The sequence below is a fragment of the Sphingomonas sp. genome (assembly GCF_023266535.1).
GTDB lineage: Bacteria > Pseudomonadota > Alphaproteobacteria > Sphingomonadales > Sphingomonadaceae > Sphingomicrobium.
On record NZ_JAHFPY010000022.1, the window covers coordinates 15237 to 33493 of the forward strand.

Here is an 18257-nt window from a genome sequence, read left to right on the forward strand (position 1 = left end):
GCTAGCGCTCCAGCCCCATCACATGATCGCGCAGTGCCCGGGCGTCGTGCAGCGCATTGTGCGGGACTGTGCTGTTGGCCGCGGTCGAGAAGCCGTGCAGCGGGACGAAGTGCAGGCTGAGTGGTGGGACCGGCACCATCATGCCCGGGCCAGTGACCAGCAGCATCGACAGCTGCGCCAGATCCTCCGGCCAGTCGGCAACGATGTCCGGAGCTTCGTCATGAGCCAGCCATTGGGCGAGCATCTGGGCGGCGTCGCGCCGCGACACGCGCGGGCTGACCAGACCTTCGGGCACCATATCGAGAAACGGAACGACATGCCGCTCGACCCAGGGATCGAGTTCGGCATCGCAATCGAGTGTGACGTAAAATTCCTCGCCGCCGTCCTCGGGCACCAGCGCAAGGCTGAGCAGCGCTCCGCCGAAGCCGTTATATTCGGTGTCGAGAAAGTACCTCATTCATCGCCACTCTGGACGAGCGGGCGCGAAGGTTCCAGTCTCTTGCCACAACGCAAACAGAGGGGATCAAAATGCGGATGATGTCGACTGGCGTAGCCATGGCTTTGGCGCTGATGGTCACGGCGCCTGCTTCCGCCAAGCCCGGCGACCCGGGTCGCGAGAAGGTGGTCGCGGCGATCAAGGCCGACCATGACGCCTCGATCGAGCGGCTGCGCCAGTGGATCGCCCTACCGACCATCGCCAACATGGGAATCAATCACAAGGAAGGTGCCGAATATATGCGGCAGCTGGCGCTCGACGCCGGCTTCCAGCAGGCCAGGGTGATCCAGACGGACGGCGTCCCCGGTGTGTTTGCGACGCTCGACGCCGGTGCCAAGGACACGCTGGCGATCTACTTCATGTACGACGTCAAACATTATGATCCCGCCGAGTGGACGTCCCCGCCGCTCGAGGGGAAAATCGTCGACCGGCCTGGCGAGGGCAAGGTCATGATCGGCCGCGGCGCGGTCAATCAGAAGGGGCCGGAGACTGCCTTCCTGGCGGCGTTGCGGGCCTTCAAGGCCGCCGGTGTCAAGCTGCCGGTCAATCTCGTCTTCGTGGCGGAGGGCGAGGAAGAAATCGCCTCGCCGCATTTCTCCCAGGTAGTGAACCAGCCAGAGGTGCGCGCCGCGCTGGAAAAGGCGGTCGGCATTATCATTCCCTCGGCGGCGCAGTCGGTCGACGGCCAGACGACGCTGGTGCTGGGTGCCAAGGGCGCCGTCGAATTGCAGCTGATTTCCAGCGGCGAGAAGTGGGGGCGCGGCCCGAACAAGGACATCCATTCGAGCCTCAAAGCCAATGTCGACAGCCCGGTGTGGCACTTGGTCAAGGCACTCAACAGCTTGGTTTCGGAGGATGGGCAAACGCCGGCAATCGATGGCTGGTATGAGAATGTGAAGCCGCTGACGGCGAGGCAAAAGGAACTGATCGCCGCCGATGTCGCCGCCGGCAATGAAGCCGACGACATGAAGGTGCTGGGCATCAAGCATTGGTACAAGGACGAAGACTATCTCACCGCGTCATACCGGCTGGCAGAGCAGCCGACGGTCAACATCCAGGGGCTGGTCAGCGGCTATATGGGCCCGGGCGGCAAGACCGTCCTGCCGGGCCGGGCCGAGGCCAAGATCGACCTGAGGCTGGTCCCGGACATGACCAAGGACGAGGTCGTGTCGAAGCTGAAGGCGCACCTCGCCAAGCGCGGCTTCGGCGACATCGAGGTTAATGTCAGCGGCGGCTATGGTCCGACCCAAACCGATGAGAACAGCTCGCTGATCAAGGCCGAACAGAAGACGCTGGCCGATGCCAAGATCCCGACCACCATGTCTGCCCGATCCGCCGGCAGCTGGCCCGGCGTGGTATTTACGGGGCCGCCATTGCACCTTCCTGCCGGTCAGTTCGGCGGCGGCCGCGGCGGCGGCGCCCATGCACCCGACGAGTGGCTGCTGATCGATAGCAGCAACCCCAAGGTGCTGGGCTTCGACGGCCAGGCGATCCTTTACGCCGACTTCCTCTACGAAGTGGCGCGCAGCGCGAAAACCAAGCGCTAATTGGGTTGCGGCTCGGGAGCAGGCGGGCAGGGCTCGCCCTGCTCGGCTGCCTTGCGGCAGGCCTTCTCGCGCTCGCGGGCTTCCTTGCCGGCCCGTTCTTCGGCCTCGCGCAACTCGCGGCCGCGCTTCTGGTCGGCCTCCGACTGGCTGGTCGTGGCAAGATCGACGCCCTTGGACACGGCCTTGACCGGCAAGGTGACGACATCGACCGCGGTGCTGGCGATGGTGGTGCAGCCGGCGAGCAAGGGGAAAGCTAGCAGAATCAAGACGCGCATGAGGGCGTTCTAACCGACCTGCCTGCAGCCTGCATGAACTAGTCGATCCGCATGGCTGCTTCGGCCAGCGCTTCGGCTTCGAGCAGCAACGCTTCGTCGGCGGTACCTTCCGGTGCCGCTTCGCGCCCGATGATAACCATCAAGGGAACCGCCATCGGCGTGATCCGGTCGACGTTGACGTGGACCATGGTCGACGCTGCCCGATCGACCAGCCTGACGAGGCGGCCGAGCTCGGTCATTCGGGTGCGAGCATCGTCCCAGGCGGCGCGGAGCAGCAGATGATCGGGCTCATATCGGCGCAGCACGTCGTAGATGAGGTCGGTCGAGAAGCTGACCTGTCGGCCGGTCTTCCGCTTGCCGGGATGCTGCCGCTCGACCAGTCCGCCGATTACCGCCACATCGCGAAAGGCGTTCTTGAGCAAATGGCTGCGCTCGAGCCATTCGGTGAACTCATGCTCTAGTATATCGGGCGAGAAGAGGGATTGCGGGTCGGTGACCGGCTCGAGTCCGTAAACAGCGAGGCCATAGTCATTGGCGACGAATCCGAGCGGCTTCAGGCCCGCGGTTTCCATGCGCTTGGTCAGCAGCATGCCGAGCGACTGGTGCGCGTTCCAGCCTTCGAAGCTGTAGGCGACCATGTAGTGGCGGCCTTCGTGCGGGAAGGTTTCGACCAGCAACCAGTGCGGCTCGGGCAGCAGCGAGCGCTCGGACTGGACCTCAAGCCATTCGCTGACGTCATCGGGGAATCGGTGCCAGTCGTTGCGGTCGGCGAGCATGGCTCGGACCCGGTTGGCGAGATGAGTCGACATCGACATGCGCTGGCCGCCGTAAGTGACAATCCGCGCCGATTTCTTCGACGCCTGGACGAAGATGTCTGTTTCCTTGAACGACAGCACTTCGAGGCTGAGGCCGGCGAAGAAGATGCGGTCGCCGGGCTCAAGGACCGAGGCAAAGCCTTCCTCGACCGTCCCCAGCTTGCGGCCGCCCTTGAACCGGACGTCCATCAGCGGCTGCTCGACGATCACTCCGGCATTCATCCGGTGCTGGACGGCGAAGTCGGGCTTTGCCAACCGCCACCGGCCGGGCGCCTCTTCGACGATGCGGCGAAAGCGGTCATAGGCCTTGAGCGCATAGCCGCCGGTGGCGACGAAATTGAGGATGTCGCGAAAGGCTTCGTCGTTGAGGCCGGCATAGGGCGCGGCCGAGCGGATTTCGGCCAGTAGCTCGGCCTCGTCGAACGGCCCGGCGCAGGCGACACCAAGGACATGCTGGGCGAGCACGTCAAGCGTGCCGGGACGGAAGCTTTCGGGATCGAGTTCGCCATCGCCGATCGCATCGAGCGCGGCGCGGGCTTCGAGATATTCGAAGCGGTTGCCGGGGACGATCATGCCCTTCGATGGCGCGTCGAGGCGGTGGTTGGCGCGGCCGATCCGCTGCAGCAGGCGCGACGAACCCTTGGGCGCCCCCATCTGGATGACGAGGTCGATGTCGCCCCAGTCGATGCCGAGGTCGAGCGAGGCGGTGGCGACCAGCGCGCGGACCTTGCCTTGGGCCATCGCCGCCTCGATCTTCCGCCGCGCCTCGACCGCCAGGCTGCCGTGATGAATGCCGATCGGCAGCGACCGGTCGTTGACCGACCAAAGTTTCTGGAAGGTGAGCTCGGCGAGACCGCGGGTGTTGCAGAAAATGAGCGTGGTGCGGTGCTGCTCGATCAGCAGCATCACGTCGCGGGCGGCGTGGTAGCCGCTGTGGCCGGCCCAGGGGATGCGGTTCTCGGGGATCAGGATGTCGAGGTCGGGCTCAACGCCTGGATCGCCCGCGACGAGCCTGACCACATCCATGTCGGCGTCGGGCGCAAGCCAGCTGCGATAGGCGTCGGGATCGGCGACCGTGGCACTGAGGCCAACCCGGCGGACTTTCGGTGACAGTGCTTGCAGCCGCGAAAGGCTGAGTGCCAGCAAGTCGCCGCGCTTGTTGCGGGCGAAGGCGTGGATTTCGTCAATGACGACATTCTGCAAATTCTCGAACAGCAGTGCGCTATCCGGATAGCGCAGCAGCAGGCTCAGGCTCTCCGGCGTAGTCAGCAGGATTTGCGGCGGGCGGACGCGCTGGCGAGCCTTCCGATCGGACGGGGTGTCGCCGGTGCGGGTCTCGACGCGGATGTCGACACCCATTTCCTCGATCGGGGTCAGGAGGTTGCGCTGCACGTCGACCGCCAGCGCCTTCAGCGGCGAGATATAGAGGGTGTGAAGTCCCTCGGCGGGATTCTCGATCAAATCGACGATGGTCGGCAGGAAGCCCGCCAGCGTCTTGCCGGCGCCGGTCGCTGCGACCAACAGCGCGTGCTCGCCATCATGCGCGGCATCGAGCATTTCCAGCTGGTGCCGGCGAGGCTGCCAGCCGCGGCCCGCGAACCATCGCTCGACGACAGGGGGAAGCGCACTCACATTGGCGAGCATCGATCGGTCAGGCGGTCATCTTCGCGATATTGCGCAGGACCGCCTGGGCGCGATCGCGGTCGATCACCAGCGCCGCGGTCTGCGTGACCAGATCGACCAGCGCCAGGTCGCGGACGGTTGGCTCGCGCGGCTCGCGATGGTACATGGCGAAGGTTCCGAGCACCCTGCGGCCGGCGGTCAGGATCGGCGTCGACCAGCAGGCGCGCAGGCCATGGGCATCGGCCAGTTCACGAAAATCAGCCCACAGCGGGTCATTGGCGATATCGCTGACGAACACCGGCTCGGCGCGAAAAGCGGCGGTGCCGCACGAGCCGACACTGGGTCCGATCTCGGCGCCGTCGATCGCGGCGCTGTAGGCCTCGGGCAGGCTCGGCGCGGCGCCATGGCGCAAATGCTTGCCATCCTGGTCAAGCAGCAGGATCGATCCGAGAACACCGGTCTTCGACGTCGATTCGACGATCCCGAGCAGCTCGCCCAGTGTCGCTTCGAGCGGACTGTCGCTAATCGCCAGTTCGAGCACCCGGCAGAAACGCTCGGGCGAAATGCCCATTTCCGGCTCGGCGCCTCTGCCCTGCATTTCCGACATGGCCGCGACCATAGCGACTAAGCCGTGCAACGTCACCGCTTTGCGATCCGATCCGATTATGACTAGCTTTCAAGTCGCTCGGGCCATGTTCAAACCATTGGAGGGGTCAAATGCGTTGGGTCTTGCTTGGCATAGCGGCGTCCATTTTTATCGCCAATACGGAATGTTTTGCTGCCGAAATTCCACCCACCATTCGAGCGGGCGAAATCGCAATCGAGATTGCCGCGACCGGGGCGTCAATGGCCCCGGCCGACCGAGCAACTGTCACCCTGAATCTCCGCAAATCGGGTCCGACGAATGCGGAAGCGAGGGCGAATGTCCGCGCGCTTGCTGACCAGCTGACAACCGAGTTGGTCGCTCTTGGCCTGCCAAGGCAAAGCATTGACCTTGAAGAGCCGACCAATCGTTTCGGGTTTATCGACAATGAAGCTGCTTCGGCCGCGATTTTGGAGGACATCGGGCAGGTTGCACCTACCGTCAAGCGGCCTGTATCCGCCTCCGCCTCGTTGGAACTGACGATCACCGATTTGGCATTTCTTCCCAAGCTTCGCGGCTTGATCGATCAAAGAGACGCGGTCGTAATGCAGAATCCAGCATTCTCGCTCATAAACGATCGGCAGAATCGCAATGCAGCCATCGGTGACGCCATGTCCAAGGCGCGAATGGACGCAGACGCATATGCGGCGGCCTTGGGAATGAAGGTCGTTCGGGTCATCGGCGCAAGAGATCAGGCAGCCCAAAACACTTTCATGTTCCCTGAATACGACAAGATGATCGAGAGATTTACGGGGTTGTCCGAGGTGAAGAGCGGATTGGTGAAGACCTCGATTCGGGCTATCGTGGAGTTCGCATTGGCACCGCGATAAGCCACTTTAAGTTCAGTGCGCCGCCTCGACGGCGGCGATGCCGCTCTTTTGGAGTTGCTCGTTGACCGTCGCCATCAGCCGGTCGAGACCGGCCTGATCCTTCGCCTCGGCGCGGGCGACCAGCACGTCCTGCGTGTTTGACCCACGCAGCAGCCACCAGCCGTCGGCGGTATTGACCCGCACGCCATCGGTTGAGTTAACGTTGGCGCCCTCGGCCGCGAGCCGAGCGGCGACTTCATCGATCACCGCGAATTTCCGCGCCTCGTCGACCTGGAAGCGCAGCTCCGGCGTCGCTACCGAAACCGGCATCTCGCTCTTGAGTTCGGTCAGCGACTTGCGGCTGGCAGAAACCGCGCGGATCGTCCGGATCGCGGCGTACATTGCATCGTCGAAGCCGTACCACTGGTGCTTGAAGAAGATGTGGCCGCTCATCTCGCCGGCCAGCGGCGCCTGCGTCTCCTTCATCTTCGCCTTGATCAGGCTGTGCCCGGTTTTCCACATCAACGGCGTGCCGCCCATTTCGGCGATACGGTCGAACAGGGTCTGGCTGGCCTTCACATCGGCAATGATGGTCGCGCCCGGAAGCTCCTTCAGTACAGGGGCGGCGAGGATGATCAGCAGCTGGTCGCCCCAGATCACCCGGCCCTCGCTATCCACGGCGCCGATGCGGTCGGCATCGCCGTCGAACGCGAAGCCGAAGTCGAGTTGCTTGTCCGCGACCAGCTTCTTCAGGTCGGCGAGATTGGCTTCGACCGTCGGATCGGGATGATGGTTGGGGAAGCGGCCGTCGACCTCGGTGTAGAGCGTATGATGCTCGCCGGGCAGGCGCTGGAGCAGCTTCTCGAGGATCGGGCCGGCGGCACCATTCCCGGCGTCCCAGCCGATCCGATAGGGCTTGCCGTCAAAGCCCTTGACCAGCGCATCGACGTAGGCGTCGACAACATCGGCGTCCTCGATCTCGCCACGCCCATCGCTCCAATCACCCTCCGCGGCGCGGCGGCCAAGGTCCTGGATCTCGGCCCCGAACACCGAACGGCCATTCAGCAGCATCTTGAAGCCGTTATAGTCGGCCGGATTGTGGCTGCCGGTGACCTGGATTCCGCCCTGGACGTCGAGCGTCGCCACCGCGAAATAGAGCAACGGCGAGGGACCCATCCCGACCCGAACCACATCGAGCCCGCCCTCGGTCAGGCCGCGAATGAGCGATGCCTCCATCTCCGGTGAATGGGTGCGGCCATCCCGGCCGACCGCCACCTTCTTCGCGCCCTCCGCGGTCGCGAGGGCGGCATAGCTGCGGCCAAGTGCATAGGCATCATCGGCGTCAAGCGTCTGCCCGACGATCCCCCGCACGTCATATTCGCGCAGAATAGTGCGGTTGAATTGATGCGACATCATTTGACCGTTTGCTGTTTCAGGAATCGTCATTGCGAGGAACGCAGTGACGAAGCAATCCATGGAACGCCGGATTGCTTCGCTACGCTCGCAATGACGTAAGGCGACGGTAGTTCCCTATCCGGCCGCCGCAACCCTCACTTCCACTTCGCCGGGAATGTCGAGCCCTGCGATCATTTCGCGAAGTTCCTGGCGGGCCGCGATATGCCCCAGCCCGACGTCGCCCAGCTCGGAGAAGTCGAGCAGGGTCAGCCCCTTGGGGAACAGTTCGCGGTAGATGACGCGCTCGCCAAGGCCGGGGATGACCCGGTAGCCGACCCGGCGGGCCAATTCGTCGAGCGCCGCGCCCACGCGCTGGAGGTTGTGCGACGTGATGTGCTGCAGGCGATTGCGGAGCACGACCCAGTCGACGCTCTTGCCGGTTTCCTTGGCGCGCTGCGTGCGGCTGTTCCAGATCAGCTCGGCATAGAAGCTCGGCTTGGTGACCTTGAAATTCTCGGGGTGGACCTGGCCGATCAGGTCGAGGTCGACAAAGCTGTCATTCATCGGCGTGACCAGCGTGTCGGCCTTCAGGATGGCAGCACGGGCAATCGGGTCGTCACGGCCGGGGGTGTCGACGACAATCACGTCGGCCTGTTCGGCGAGGCGGCCGATCGCCGCGTCAAGGCCGGCCTCGCTCTGGTCCTCGAGCACCTCATAAGCCGCATAGGCCAACTGCTTGTCGAGCCGGCGCATGGTGGCATCGCGGTTCTCGAGATAGCGGGTCATGGTCCGCTGCCGCTGGTCGAGGTCGAGCGCACCGACACGGTGTCCCGCCGCCGCCAGGGCGATGGCAGTATGAACCGCGGTGGTCGACTTGCCGGTGCCGCCCTTTTCATTAGCGAAGACGATGAAGTGCGGCTGGCCCATGGCCTGCTATTCCCCTTGTGATTCCCACAACCGCGAGATTATCTCGCGGCCCCGCCCAAAGAGATATCGAAGGCCGGAATCGCATGCAAATCATTAGAAGGTTAAGCGATTTGTCTCCAGCCCTTTCCCCTTGGAGAGCGGCAGGTGAAAAATTGGCATTGGTGCCGACCATGGGCGCTTTGCACGCCGGGCACCTGGCCCTGGTCGAAGCGGCAAGGGCCAAGGCCGACCGAGTAATCGCATCGATTTTCGTCAATCCGCTGCAATTCAATGACCCCAATGACCTGGCGCGCTACCCGCGGCAGGAAGTGGCGGATGCGGCCAAGTTGGAGCAGGCCGGCTGCAACCTGTTGTGGCTGCCGACCGCCGAGCAACTCTATCCGGCCGGATTTGCGACGACAGTCAGCGTCGCGGGGGTGAGCGACCGCTGGGAAGGCGAGCATCGGCCGGGCCATTTCGATGGCGTGGCGACGGTGGTCAGCAAGCTGTTCATCGCCGCCCTGCCCGACATCGCAGTTTTCGGCGAAAAGGACTGGCAGCAGCTGGCGGTCATTCGCCGGATGACCGCCGACCTGGACCTACCGATCGAGATCTTCGGCCATCCGACCATCCGCGAGGCGGACGGGCTGGCGATGTCGTCGCGCAACGCGCTGCTGAGCGCGGAGGACAGGGGGAAGGCCCCGGCGCTCCATCGGCTCATGAACGAGCTGGCTGCCGCCATTGCCGGCGGCGGCGAGCCGGCGGCGGAGACCGAGCGAATGACCGGCCGGCTTGAAGCGGCCGGCTTCGGACCGGTCGATTATGTCGCTTATGTCGATGGCGACAGCCTCGAGCCGCTCGAACGCTTTCAGGAAAATGGCCGCTTGCTCGCCGCGGTCTTCCTCGGGACGGTCCGATTGATCGATAACATTAGTGTCATTTCGGACACAGTTTGAATTTCAAGGTCATTACGGCGTTAACCATTTTTTCGTCCCTTCGGCGCGAACCTCGCCGTCAGACAAGGAACAGGGGACGTTTCATGGCCGCAATTAGTCAGAAGAGTGCCGACTTCTTCCTCCGCACGCGCATGGCGGAAGCAGAGGCTGGCAGCGTCGAGGCGCTTTACGAACTTGGAGTCACATTTTCGACCGGTCGCGGTGGCATCCCCGTCGACCTGATCGAGGCTCACAAATGGTTCAACCTGGCCGCACTTTCGGGCGACACCCGCAGCCAGGCCTGCCGCGCCGAAATCTCGATCGAGATGACCGCGCGCGAGATCGCCGAAGCGCAGCGCCAAGCGCGCGCTTGGCTCGGCCATAGCAGCACGCACCGTCACGCCGCGTAGTTGGCCGAACCCGACACGCGTGAAGCGTGCCGGGTCTCCGGCTCAGCTCAGCGGATAATCACCGTCACGGCGCGGCGATTCTGCGCCCAGGCCTCCTCGTTGGAACCGGTCGCCACCGGCCGTTCCTTGCCCCAGCTGGTCACCACCAGCCGCGACGTCGGCACCCCCTGCGAAACCATATAATCGCGCACGGCATTGGCGCGCCGCTCGCCCAGCGCCTGGTTATACTCGCGTGTTCCCCGCTCGTCGCAATGCCCTTCGATCGAAGCGCGCACATTTGGCGTGGCGAGCAACCAGCGCGCCTGCGCTGCCAGGGTCGTCTGCGTCGCCTGGTCGAGCGAATATTCGTCGGTCCCGAAATAGACGGTGTCGGAGCCGGCCTTGGCGACCAGGTCGGCCTGCAGCTGCGGCAGTTCGACCACCTCGAGGCTGTTGGGATCGGTCGAATTGGAGTTGACCGGGGCAACCGGCGGTTCGGTCGTCGCGGCCGGCGGCGGGGTGCGCTTGGCACAGCCGCCGATGGCCAGGGCCAACGCGGTCATGCCGATCAAAACAGTCTTGTTCATTTCCACTCCTTGGTTCTTCTCGATAAAATCTCGAAACGGCTCAGTTGTTCAACGGCGACCAGCTGGGATCCGATCCACCGACCGGTGTCGGCATCAGCCGGGCCGCGCCGCCTTCGACCGGCACGGCGTAGAGCCGAGCCGCGCCTGCACCCTGGGGCGTGCGATGGAACATCACGAACTGGCCGTTGGGCGCCCAGCTCGGGCCTTCGTCCTGCCAGCCGTCGGTGAGGATCTTCTCGCCGCCGCCGGAGGGCGACATCACGCCGATGCGGAACGGGCCGGCGATCTTGGTGAAGGCGATGAAGTTGCCGGTCGGGCTCCAGTCGGGCGAGGCGTAGCGCCCGCCGCCGAAGCTGATCCGGCGCTGGCCGGAGCCGTCGGCGTCCATCACATAAAGCTGCTGGGTGCCCGAACGGTCGCTTTCGAACACGATGCGGCGCCCGTCGGGCGAGTAGCTAGGTGAGGTGTCGGCGCCCGGCGTGGCGGTCAGCCGGCGTGGCGATCCGCCGCTCGACGAGACAGCATAGATGTCGGTGTTGCCATTCTCGGCCATCGAGAAAACGACGTCGCGGCCGTCCGGCGAAAAGCGCGGCGCGAAAGTGATGTGGTCGCCGGGGATCAGCAGCCGCTCCTGGCCGCTGGCAACGTCGTAGAGCAGCACGCGAGGCCTGCGGCCGATGTAGCTGACATAGACCAGCCGGTCGCCGCGGGGTGAGAAACGCGGCGTGACGACGGTATTTCGGCCGATCGTCAGGTAACGGTGGTTGCTGCCGTCCGAATCCATCAGCGCAACGCGCTTCTGGCGATTATTCTTGGGGCCGGTATCGGCAACGTAGACGATGCGGGTGTCGAGGAAGGGCTGCTGCCCCGACAGGCGCGAATAGACGAGGTCGGCACATTTGTGTGCGGCGCGGCGCCAGTCGGCGGCGGTGACGGCAAACCCCTGGTGGGTCAGTTCGCGCCCGGCGGTGACATCGTGGAGATAGCAGGCGAGCGTGATCCGGCCATCGGGCCGCGGTTCGATATAGCCGGAGACCAGCGCCGCCACGCCGGCGTTGCGCCAGCTGGGATAGGCCGGATTGCCCGCTTCCTCGACCGCGTAGGAGGGCAGGCCGCTTGGCCCCAGCGGGGTAAAAATGCCGGTCGAGCGCAGGTCGGACGCGATCACTTCGGCCACCTGTCGGCCGATCACATCGCCCGGCATCACCGGAACGGCGACGGAAGTGCTTGTCCGGACGCTTCCGCCGACAACTTCCGGTGGTTCTTCCTGGGCCTGCGATAGGGCGGCCGTGGAAAGTCCCAGTGACAGGCAAACAAGCGCAAGCTTCTTGATCATTTTTTCACCCTGTATCTTAGAGTGGTTTCCTTCCAACCGCCGTCATCGGTGTCGTAGAGTTCGGCTGGAAGACGGAATGGCGAACAGTCGGCGAAGATACGCCGCACCTGGTCGTCCAGTAGGTCGCCATATTGGGCTCGTAGATCAGACGGGCCAGACATCGAGGAGATCTGAGGGGGACGGGCGAGGCGCCCGGCGCGCGTCAGATAAAGCTTGAGGTAAATCTGAATTTGATCCGCGCCTTCCCCAAGGAACGGCTGGCGATCCGCACAGGGCTGGACCTGGCGCGCAATGGAAGCCGCCACGCTGGCCCTGGCGGCGGTGCTGAAAGTGGGCGCTGCAGGCTTGGCGGGGCCGTCGCGGGGGCCAAGGTCGTCACTCTCAACGCCTTTCAGGAAATCAGATCCGATCCGCGAGGCGCGTGGCGCCGGTCTGGCCGGCCGGACCGGTTGCGGCTTTGCCGGCGCGATGCTCGGCTGGGGCGCGGGCTGGATGACCGGCACGGGTTCGACCGGCTCGGCCTCGCCGATTTCCGGTGCCTGGCTTGGCGGAGGCGGGACCGCGATCGCCTGTGGCGCGGCGGAGGTCTGGCCGACATCCTCGACGAATTCCACGTCCATCGCCGGCGGCTCGGGGATGCTGACGACATGGGCAAGGCTCAGCGACAGGGCGCCGATCAGCACGACGTGGAACAGCAGGGCCGCTCCCGTCCCGGTCCACTCGGCGCGATCCAGCCTCATGGCTGCTGCTCCGGCCCGACTGACACCAGCGCGACGCGGTTCAATCCGGCGCGGTTGAGCTCGCCCATCACCCGCATCACCCGGCCATAGTCGAGCGTGCGATCGGCCCTTAGATAGATCCTTCGGCCCTCGGGCGGCTGCGGCTGGGCGGCGATATTGGCCAGTGTTCGCGCCAGCTCGGCATCGACGACCGGCGCATCGTCGATGGTGATCCGGCCATTGCGGTCCATCGCGATCTGGACCGGCTTGGCCTGCTGGTCGAGCGCTCCGGCGCGGCTTTCGGGCAAGTCGATCGGAACGCCCGCGACCAGCAATGGGGCGGTCACCATGAAGATGATCAACAGCACCAGCATGACGTCGACCAGCGGCGTCACGTTGATCTCCGACATTGGCGCGCGGCGGCGACCGTGGCGGGAGGAGGAGGGGAGATTGGCGCCCATCAGTGACCCGAGGCGACCTCCACTTCGAGTTCGCGGCTCAGGGTGGCGTGGAAGCGGTCGGCGAAGCGGTCGAGCCGCGCCTCAAGCCGGTCGAGGCCGTGGGTCAGCCGGTTATAGGCGATCACCGCCGGAATGGCGGCGAACAGGCCGATCGCAGTCGCGAACAGCGCCTCGGCGATGCCCGGCGCGACCACCGCCAGCGACGTATTGTTGGCCCCGGCGATGGCGGTGAAGCTCCTCATGATGCCCCACACGGTGCCGAACAGGCCGACGAAGGGAGCGACCGAGCCGACCGTGGCGAGGATGTTGAGCCGGTCGGACAGGCGATCGAGCTCTGAGGCAACCGCTGCATTCATCCGGCTGGCGAGCCGTTCGCGGGTGCCGGCCCGGTCGACCTGCGCGGTCTTGGTCGAGCGGCGCCATTCGTCCATCGCCGCCGACATCACCGCGGTAATCGGCAGCTTGTCGCCGCTCCGGCTGCTGTGGAAGGCATCGATGTCGCTGGTCGCCCAGAAGTCGCGCTCGAACTGCTCGGTCTGGCGGTTGATGCTCTTGAGGCGGATCGAATGGGTGAAGATGATCGCCCAGGTCCAGATGCTGGCCAGCAGCAAGCCGATCATCACGATTTTGACCACCACATCGGCCTGCAGGAACAGGTTCAACGGGCTCATCAGGTCGGCGGAAGCTTGCATGGTCGGCATCAAATTCCTTCTTGTTCAATCGCTTTGAAACGCTCGATCCATTCCGCCGGTTGGCGACGGGGGCGGCCTTCAGGGGTAAGGAAGGCCGCCGTCACCGTCGCCTCCGCCAAAACTTCCCCGCCGCGCATGACTCGTTGATGAATGGAGCAAGACGCAGTGCGAACGAACGTCACCCGGCTGATAACCAGCAACTCGTCATCGAGTTTCGCCGATTTGCGCCATTTGATGTCCATTTCGCTGACCGCATAGGCGCCTTCGCCGGCATCGATCGCGGCGCGCTGGTCGATCCCGGCGGCCCTCAGCATGTCCGACCGGGCCCGCTCGAAGAAGCGCAGATAATTGGCGTGGTAGACGATCCCGGCGGTGTCGGTGTCCTCAAAATAGACGGTCAGCGCGAAGCGATGCTCAGCGCCGACGAATCCGCCGCGATAGGGTTGGTCAAAAGGGGAGGAATCCATCGATCTACGCATTAACCAAGCCGGGAGTCCGGCGGCAACCCTTGGGCTGTGAAAAGTGCCCCTAGCGCGCCACTCCGCGGGCCGATCTTGCCACGCTTAGCGCCTCGACCTCGCGGACAAGGTCGCCTTGCGGTGCGCTGATGTCGGCGAGGTGCATGCCCCAGCCAGGAATGAAGAAACCGAGCGCGCCGACTTCGCCGCCGACACGGTCGGTGCGCATGTCCTTGGGGTCGGCATTGGTGCGGATCGACAGATAGCCGCGCTGCCCTTCGTTAACGCAGCGGCCGGATACCAGTCCCTCGGTGCGCAGGAAGGGCGAGGGCGGCGGGCCCTCGGTTGACCAGGTAATCGGCCCGCCGGGCACCGGTTGCTTGCTGAGGGCGAACCAATAGCTGTCGAGTGGTTCCCAGGCAGTCGAGCCGGGGCGCGCCGGGTTGGTGCAGGCGACCGTCATGCCGGCAAGCTCGGAATAGCCGAAGATTGCGCCGGGCGGCGGCACATTCTTCTCGCGGTAACTGGTCCAGGTCATGACGCAGCCGGTTTCGCCCGGCCTCGAGCAGACCGGGGTCGACTTGAACGTCCCGCCGGTAAGCTTGCCCTGCGGCACCAGCACGTTGAAACCGGGGATGATCGCCAGCTTCATCTGCTTGGCGATCGGCCTGCCCTCAATCTCTTGCGCGATCAGGGTCTGCAGCATCCAGCTGCCCTGGCTGTGGCCGATCAGGACGAAAGGCCGGCCCTGGTTGTACTTGGCGAGATATTCCTGCCAGGCAGCTCGGACGTCGCCATAGGCGGTGGCGAATGGCGCCTTATAGTCGGCGCCGGCGGCGACCGCCGAGATCAGGCCGACGGTCATCGAGCGGTAGAGCGGTGCATAGGTCCGGCAGGCACCGGCAAAGCGCGCGAACTGGACCTCGACCGCGGCCTTTTCCTCGGCTGGCGCCAGGTCGCTGTTGGTGCCGTCATCGCGGCTGACGGTGGGATAGACGTAGAAGCAGTCAACCGCCGCGTCCTTCACCACTTGCGACTGGCCGGTCGACCCATAGCCGTTGGGGTTGAGCGCGGTGGTCTTGAGCGGGGTCGAGCAGGTATCGGCCCGGCCCGGCAGGCAAAGCCAGTCGGCGCCGTTCGAATAATCCGGGGCATTTGCCGCGGTGGCGGCCAGCAGGGCGGCGGCAAGCAACATCATTTGTCTCCCTGGTCGAACAGGCCGGTCTGGGCGCCCGTGGGCGGCGTCAGGCCCAAATGGGTCCAGCCGCGCCCGTTAAGGCAGCGCCCTCGTGCCGTGCGGGCGATGAGGCCAAGCTGAATGAGGTAGGGCTCGATCACTTCCTCGAGCGTGTCGCGAGGTTCGGAAAGGCCGGCGGCCAGCGTTTCGATCCCGACTGGGCCGCCGCCATAGAGGTCGGCGATCATGGTCAAATAGCGCCGGTCCATCGCGTCGAGCCCGAGGGCATCGATTTCGAGCCGGTCGAGCGCCCGGTCGGCGACCTTCGCGTCGATCGTGTCGGCGCCGGCGGCATGGGCGAAGTCGCGCACCCGGCGCAGCAACCGGCCGGCGATGCGCGGCGTGCCGCGGCTGCGGCGGGCGATTTCATGCTCGCCTTCCTGCGTGGTCGGGGCGCCAAGCAGGCGGGCGGCGCGGCCGACCACCAGCTCCAGCTCCGCCGTCGTATAGAAGTTGAGCCGGACCGGGATGCCGAAGCGGTCACGCAGCGGCGTGGTCAGCAGCCCCTGGCGGGTGGTGGCGCCGATCAGGGTGAAGCGCGGCAGGTCGATCCGCACGGAGCGGGCCGAGGGACCTTCGCCGATCATCAGGTCGAGCGCACGGTCCTCCATCGCCGGATAGAGCACTTCCTCGACCGCTGGATTCAAGCGGTGGATCTCGTCGATGAACAGCACGTCGCCGTCCTCGAGATTGGTCAGCAGCGCGGCGAGGTCGCCCGACTTGGCGATGATCGGGCCCGAGGTGGCGCGAAAGCCGACCCCCATTTCCCGGGCGATGATTCCAGCCAGCGTTGTCTTGCCGAGACCCGGGGGGCCGTGGAACAGCACATGGTCGAGCGCTTCGCCGCGCGCCTTGGCGGCATGGACGAACACCCGGAGGTTCTCGCGCGCCGCCTGCTGGCCGATGAATTCGTCGAGGCTCTTGGGGCGCAGGGCGGCATCCGCATCTTCGGCGGTCCGCTCGGGCGTGGTGATGCGGGCGGGATCGGTCGCGCTCATCGTCCTAACTTCACAATTTTCATGGAGAAGGCGACCATTTTTGTGAAGTTAGGGCCGCCGCAGCCGCCCCTTGCCGCCGACTGCCGAAATCCCAACCCGCCCATCGCGCCATGTTGCACATTTGTTCGGCTGTAGGACAGTGGATTTCGCGCGGCCACCTGCTAGCGTCGGCGCGCACAGGGAGGGCGGGACATGTTTGTGGACCGGCGGACAATGTTGGCGGGGAGCGCGGCGCTGGTTGCAGCGCCGGCGATGGGCAAGGCAAAGGCGGCGAAGGCTAGCTGGTACGACCAGGCAATCATCATCGACGCGCTGGGCGGGGTCGGCGACCCCTATGGCCCCGAAGACCAGCTTCGCCTGAGCGACCGGGCGTGGAACGAGATGGTCGAAACCGGCGTCACCCTGCTGCGCGACACGGTGTTCCCGGTCGGCAATGTTGCCGACCCCTGGGGCGACTATCAGAAGGACGTCGCGTCCAAGCACAATATCCTCAACGCCAATCCCGATCGGCTTGCGCTGGTACGCACCGCGGCCGACATTTTGAAGGCCAAGCGCGAGAAAAAGTTCGCCTGGGTGATGGGGACGCAGGACACGTCGATGGTTGGCGGCGAGCTCGACCGGCTGGCCCAGCTGAAGAAGGACGGGGTGATGACCGTCCAGCTGACCTACAACAATCGCAACCTGTCTGGCGACGGGGCGCTGGAGCAGGCCAATGCCGGCCTCTCAAAACTCGGACGGGCGACGATTGAGCGGATTGAAGCGGAGAAGCTGTTGTTCGACCTCAGCCATGGCGGAGCGCGGACGATGGCCGAGGCGACGGCGCAGGCCAAACGGCCGCTGGTCATCAGCCACACCGGCGCCAGGGCGCTGACCGATCATCCGCGCAACACCGAGGATGCGACGATCAAGGCGGTGGCCGACAAGGGCGGCGTGGTCGGTGTCTATTTCATGCCGTTCCTGACCCTCGACAGCCACCCCAAGGGCACCGACCTGCTGGCCCATGTCGAACATGTCGCTAATATCGCCGGCGAAGATCATGTCGGCATCGGCACCGACAATGGCATTTTGCCGACGATTCTCGACCCAGAAACCAAAAAGAAAATGGACGAGTGGCAGGCGCAGCGGATCAAGGCGGGCATTGCTTCGCCGGGCGAGGCGATCGGCGTCTATCCGTTGATCGAGGATTACAACAGCATCGACCGCTACCGCCGCTTCGCCGACGATCTGGCCAAGCGCGGCTGGAGCCAGGCGCGGCTGGAGAAGCTGATGGGGGGCAATTTCCTCAGGGTCTACAAGGACGCCTGGGGCGGCTAATCCCGATGCTGGATATTCTCGCCCAATAGTTCGATCCACTCGTGCTTGCGCCGTTCCCACACAGAATGGTCGATGCACTCGAAATAGGGATCGTCGAGCGCACCCAGGGGAATGGCGATGAGCTCGGGAAAATTGCCGCCGCTGTAATGGACGGTCGAGCCGCATTCGGGGCAGAAATGGTAGGTGGTCTGCTGGCCGCTGTCGGCGGTCCGGACCCATATCTTCGACTGGCCCTCAACCTGGACGCATAACTTTTCCCACCGGGCCTGGGCCGATAGCGCACTGCCCGTCCGCTTCTGGCAAGCAAGGCAGTGGCAGACCGACACCCGCACCGGATCGCCTCCCACCATCGCGCGAAGCTGGCCGCAGCGGCAGGATGCCAGCCGGTCGGTCAATCGGAATGCTCGACCTGGTCGCCTTCGATTTCGAGCCACCCATGCTTGCGCTCTTCGTAGACGGAATATTGCGGCACCAGGAAATAAGGGTCGTCGAACGCGCCTAGCGGAATGGCGATCTGCCCATCGGCCCCGCCTTCGTTGTGGTAGTAGACGTCCGAGCCGCAGTCCGGGCAGAAATGGAACATCGCCCGGCCGCCGCTATCCCCAACCATTCCAAACGAGTT

The 18257-nt window shown here is 64.8% G+C and carries 21 protein-coding genes; 5 read left to right on the forward strand and 16 right to left on the reverse strand.

Going from position 1 to position 18257, the window contains the following annotated elements:
- Position 1 precedes the first annotated feature (1 nt).
- Positions 2 to 457, reverse strand: a complete 456-nt coding sequence (locus Q0C64_RS05065) for a hypothetical protein (RefSeq protein ID WP_294121261.1) — start codon at positions 455 to 457, stop codon at positions 2 to 4.
- Between the two features lie 71 nt (positions 458 to 528).
- On the opposite strand from Q0C64_RS05065, the gene Q0C64_RS05070 reads away from it, so the two are divergent.
- Positions 529 to 2043: a M20/M25/M40 family metallo-hydrolase gene (locus Q0C64_RS05070; protein WP_294121262.1), complete on the forward strand. Its 1515-nt coding sequence runs from the start codon at positions 529 to 531 to the stop codon at positions 2041 to 2043.
- Here Q0C64_RS05070 and Q0C64_RS05075 read toward each other — a convergent pair.
- From Q0C64_RS05075 to Q0C64_RS05085, 3 genes are read right to left on the reverse strand one after another with little or no spacing between them, the layout of a single operon-like run.
- Complete coding sequence (locus Q0C64_RS05075; protein WP_294121263.1) at positions 2040 to 2318, reverse strand: hypothetical protein; 279 nt, start codon at positions 2316 to 2318, stop codon at positions 2040 to 2042. The two genes, Q0C64_RS05070 and Q0C64_RS05075, sit on opposite strands and share 4 nt — an antisense overlap.
- Before the next feature lie 38 nt (positions 2319 to 2356).
- On the reverse strand, positions 2357 to 4777 hold the full coding sequence (locus tag Q0C64_RS05080) for a ligase-associated DNA damage response DEXH box helicase (RefSeq protein ID WP_294121264.1): 2421 nt from the start codon (positions 4775 to 4777) through the stop codon (positions 2357 to 2359).
- Between the two features lie 7 nt (positions 4778 to 4784).
- Positions 4785 to 5399, reverse strand: a complete 615-nt coding sequence (locus tag Q0C64_RS05085; RefSeq protein WP_294121265.1) for a GAF domain-containing protein — start codon at positions 5397 to 5399, stop codon at positions 4785 to 4787.
- A 74-nt stretch (positions 5400 to 5473) separates the two neighbouring features.
- Between Q0C64_RS05085 and Q0C64_RS05090 the strand changes: the two genes are divergently transcribed.
- Positions 5474 to 6229 carry an SIMPL domain-containing protein gene (locus Q0C64_RS05090; protein WP_294121266.1) on the forward strand — a complete coding sequence of 252 codons (756 nt, stop codon included), beginning with the start codon at positions 5474 to 5476 and terminating at the stop codon, positions 6227 to 6229.
- A 12-nt stretch (positions 6230 to 6241) separates the two neighbouring features.
- Here the strand turns inward: Q0C64_RS05090 and pgmG are convergent, their stop codons facing one another.
- Both pgmG and Q0C64_RS05100 read right to left on the reverse strand, forming a co-directional pair.
- Positions 6242 to 7621: a phosphoglucomutase/phosphomannomutase PgmG gene (gene pgmG / locus Q0C64_RS05095; protein ID WP_294121286.1), complete on the reverse strand. Its 1380-nt coding sequence runs from the start codon at positions 7619 to 7621 to the stop codon at positions 6242 to 6244.
- Between the two features lie 117 nt (positions 7622 to 7738).
- The gene (locus Q0C64_RS05100) at positions 7739 to 8530 is read right to left on the reverse strand and encodes a division plane positioning ATPase MipZ (RefSeq protein ID WP_294121267.1); all 792 of its coding nucleotides are present in this window, start codon (positions 8528 to 8530) and stop codon (positions 7739 to 7741) included.
- 83 nt (positions 8531 to 8613) lie between these two features.
- On the opposite strand from Q0C64_RS05100, the gene panC reads away from it, so the two are divergent.
- Entirely contained in the window at positions 8614 to 9465 is an 852-nt protein-coding gene (panC, locus tag Q0C64_RS05105; RefSeq protein ID WP_294121268.1) for a pantoate--beta-alanine ligase, read from the forward strand.
- An 83-nt stretch (positions 9466 to 9548) separates the two neighbouring features.
- Positions 9549 to 9854, forward strand: coding sequence for an SEL1-like repeat protein (locus Q0C64_RS05110; RefSeq protein WP_294121269.1), 306 nt, complete (start codon positions 9549 to 9551; stop codon positions 9852 to 9854).
- 47 nt (positions 9855 to 9901) lie between these two features.
- On the opposite strand, the gene pal is transcribed toward Q0C64_RS05110, so the two are convergent.
- From pal to ruvB, 8 genes are all read right to left on the reverse strand, one after another.
- Positions 9902 to 10420 carry a peptidoglycan-associated lipoprotein Pal gene (gene pal, locus Q0C64_RS05115; RefSeq protein WP_294121270.1) on the reverse strand — a complete coding sequence of 173 codons (519 nt, stop codon included), beginning with the start codon at positions 10418 to 10420 and terminating at the stop codon, positions 9902 to 9904.
- A gap of 40 nt (positions 10421 to 10460) precedes the next feature.
- Positions 10461 to 11756, reverse strand: coding sequence for a Tol-Pal system beta propeller repeat protein TolB (gene tolB / locus Q0C64_RS05120; protein ID WP_294121271.1), 1296 nt, complete (start codon positions 11754 to 11756; stop codon positions 10461 to 10463).
- Positions 11753 to 12496 (reverse strand): hypothetical protein, encoded by a 744-nt coding sequence (locus tag Q0C64_RS05125; RefSeq protein ID WP_294121274.1) that lies wholly within the window; start codon positions 12494 to 12496, stop codon positions 11753 to 11755. Before Q0C64_RS05125 ends, tolB begins: the two co-directional genes overlap by 4 nt.
- Positions 12493 to 12885 (reverse strand): ExbD/TolR family protein, encoded by a 393-nt coding sequence (locus tag Q0C64_RS05130; RefSeq protein WP_294121275.1) that lies wholly within the window; start codon positions 12883 to 12885, stop codon positions 12493 to 12495. The genes Q0C64_RS05125 and Q0C64_RS05130 overlap by 4 nt, the downstream gene beginning before the upstream one ends.
- Positions 12886 to 12935: 50 nt before the next feature.
- Positions 12936 to 13637 (reverse strand): protein TolQ, encoded by a 702-nt coding sequence (gene tolQ / locus Q0C64_RS05135; RefSeq protein WP_294121276.1) that lies wholly within the window; start codon positions 13635 to 13637, stop codon positions 12936 to 12938.
- Entirely contained in the window at positions 13637 to 14095 is a 459-nt protein-coding gene (locus Q0C64_RS05140) for a YbgC/FadM family acyl-CoA thioesterase (RefSeq protein WP_294121278.1), read from the reverse strand. The genes tolQ and Q0C64_RS05140 overlap by 1 nt, the downstream gene beginning before the upstream one ends.
- A gap of 61 nt (positions 14096 to 14156) precedes the next feature.
- Positions 14157 to 15284: a DUF3089 domain-containing protein gene (locus tag Q0C64_RS05145; RefSeq protein ID WP_294121279.1), complete on the reverse strand. Its 1128-nt coding sequence runs from the start codon at positions 15282 to 15284 to the stop codon at positions 14157 to 14159.
- Entirely contained in the window at positions 15281 to 16321 is a 1041-nt protein-coding gene (gene ruvB, locus Q0C64_RS05150; RefSeq protein ID WP_294121281.1) for a Holliday junction branch migration DNA helicase RuvB, read from the reverse strand. Before ruvB ends, Q0C64_RS05145 begins: the two co-directional genes overlap by 4 nt.
- A 213-nt stretch (positions 16322 to 16534) precedes the next feature.
- Between ruvB and Q0C64_RS05155 the strand changes: the two genes are divergently transcribed.
- Positions 16535 to 17635 (forward strand): membrane dipeptidase, encoded by a 1101-nt coding sequence (locus tag Q0C64_RS05155; protein WP_294121282.1) that lies wholly within the window; start codon positions 16535 to 16537, stop codon positions 17633 to 17635.
- Here Q0C64_RS05155 and Q0C64_RS05160 read toward each other — a convergent pair.
- The gene (locus tag Q0C64_RS05160; RefSeq protein WP_294121283.1) at positions 17632 to 18030 is read right to left on the reverse strand and encodes a GFA family protein; all 399 of its coding nucleotides are present in this window, start codon (positions 18028 to 18030) and stop codon (positions 17632 to 17634) included. The genes Q0C64_RS05155 and Q0C64_RS05160 overlap by 4 nt on opposite strands.
- On the reverse strand, positions 18027 to 18257 hold a 231-nt coding region (locus Q0C64_RS05165), incomplete at its 5' end, for a GFA family protein (protein ID WP_294121284.1). The genes Q0C64_RS05165 and Q0C64_RS05160, both read right to left, overlap by 4 nt.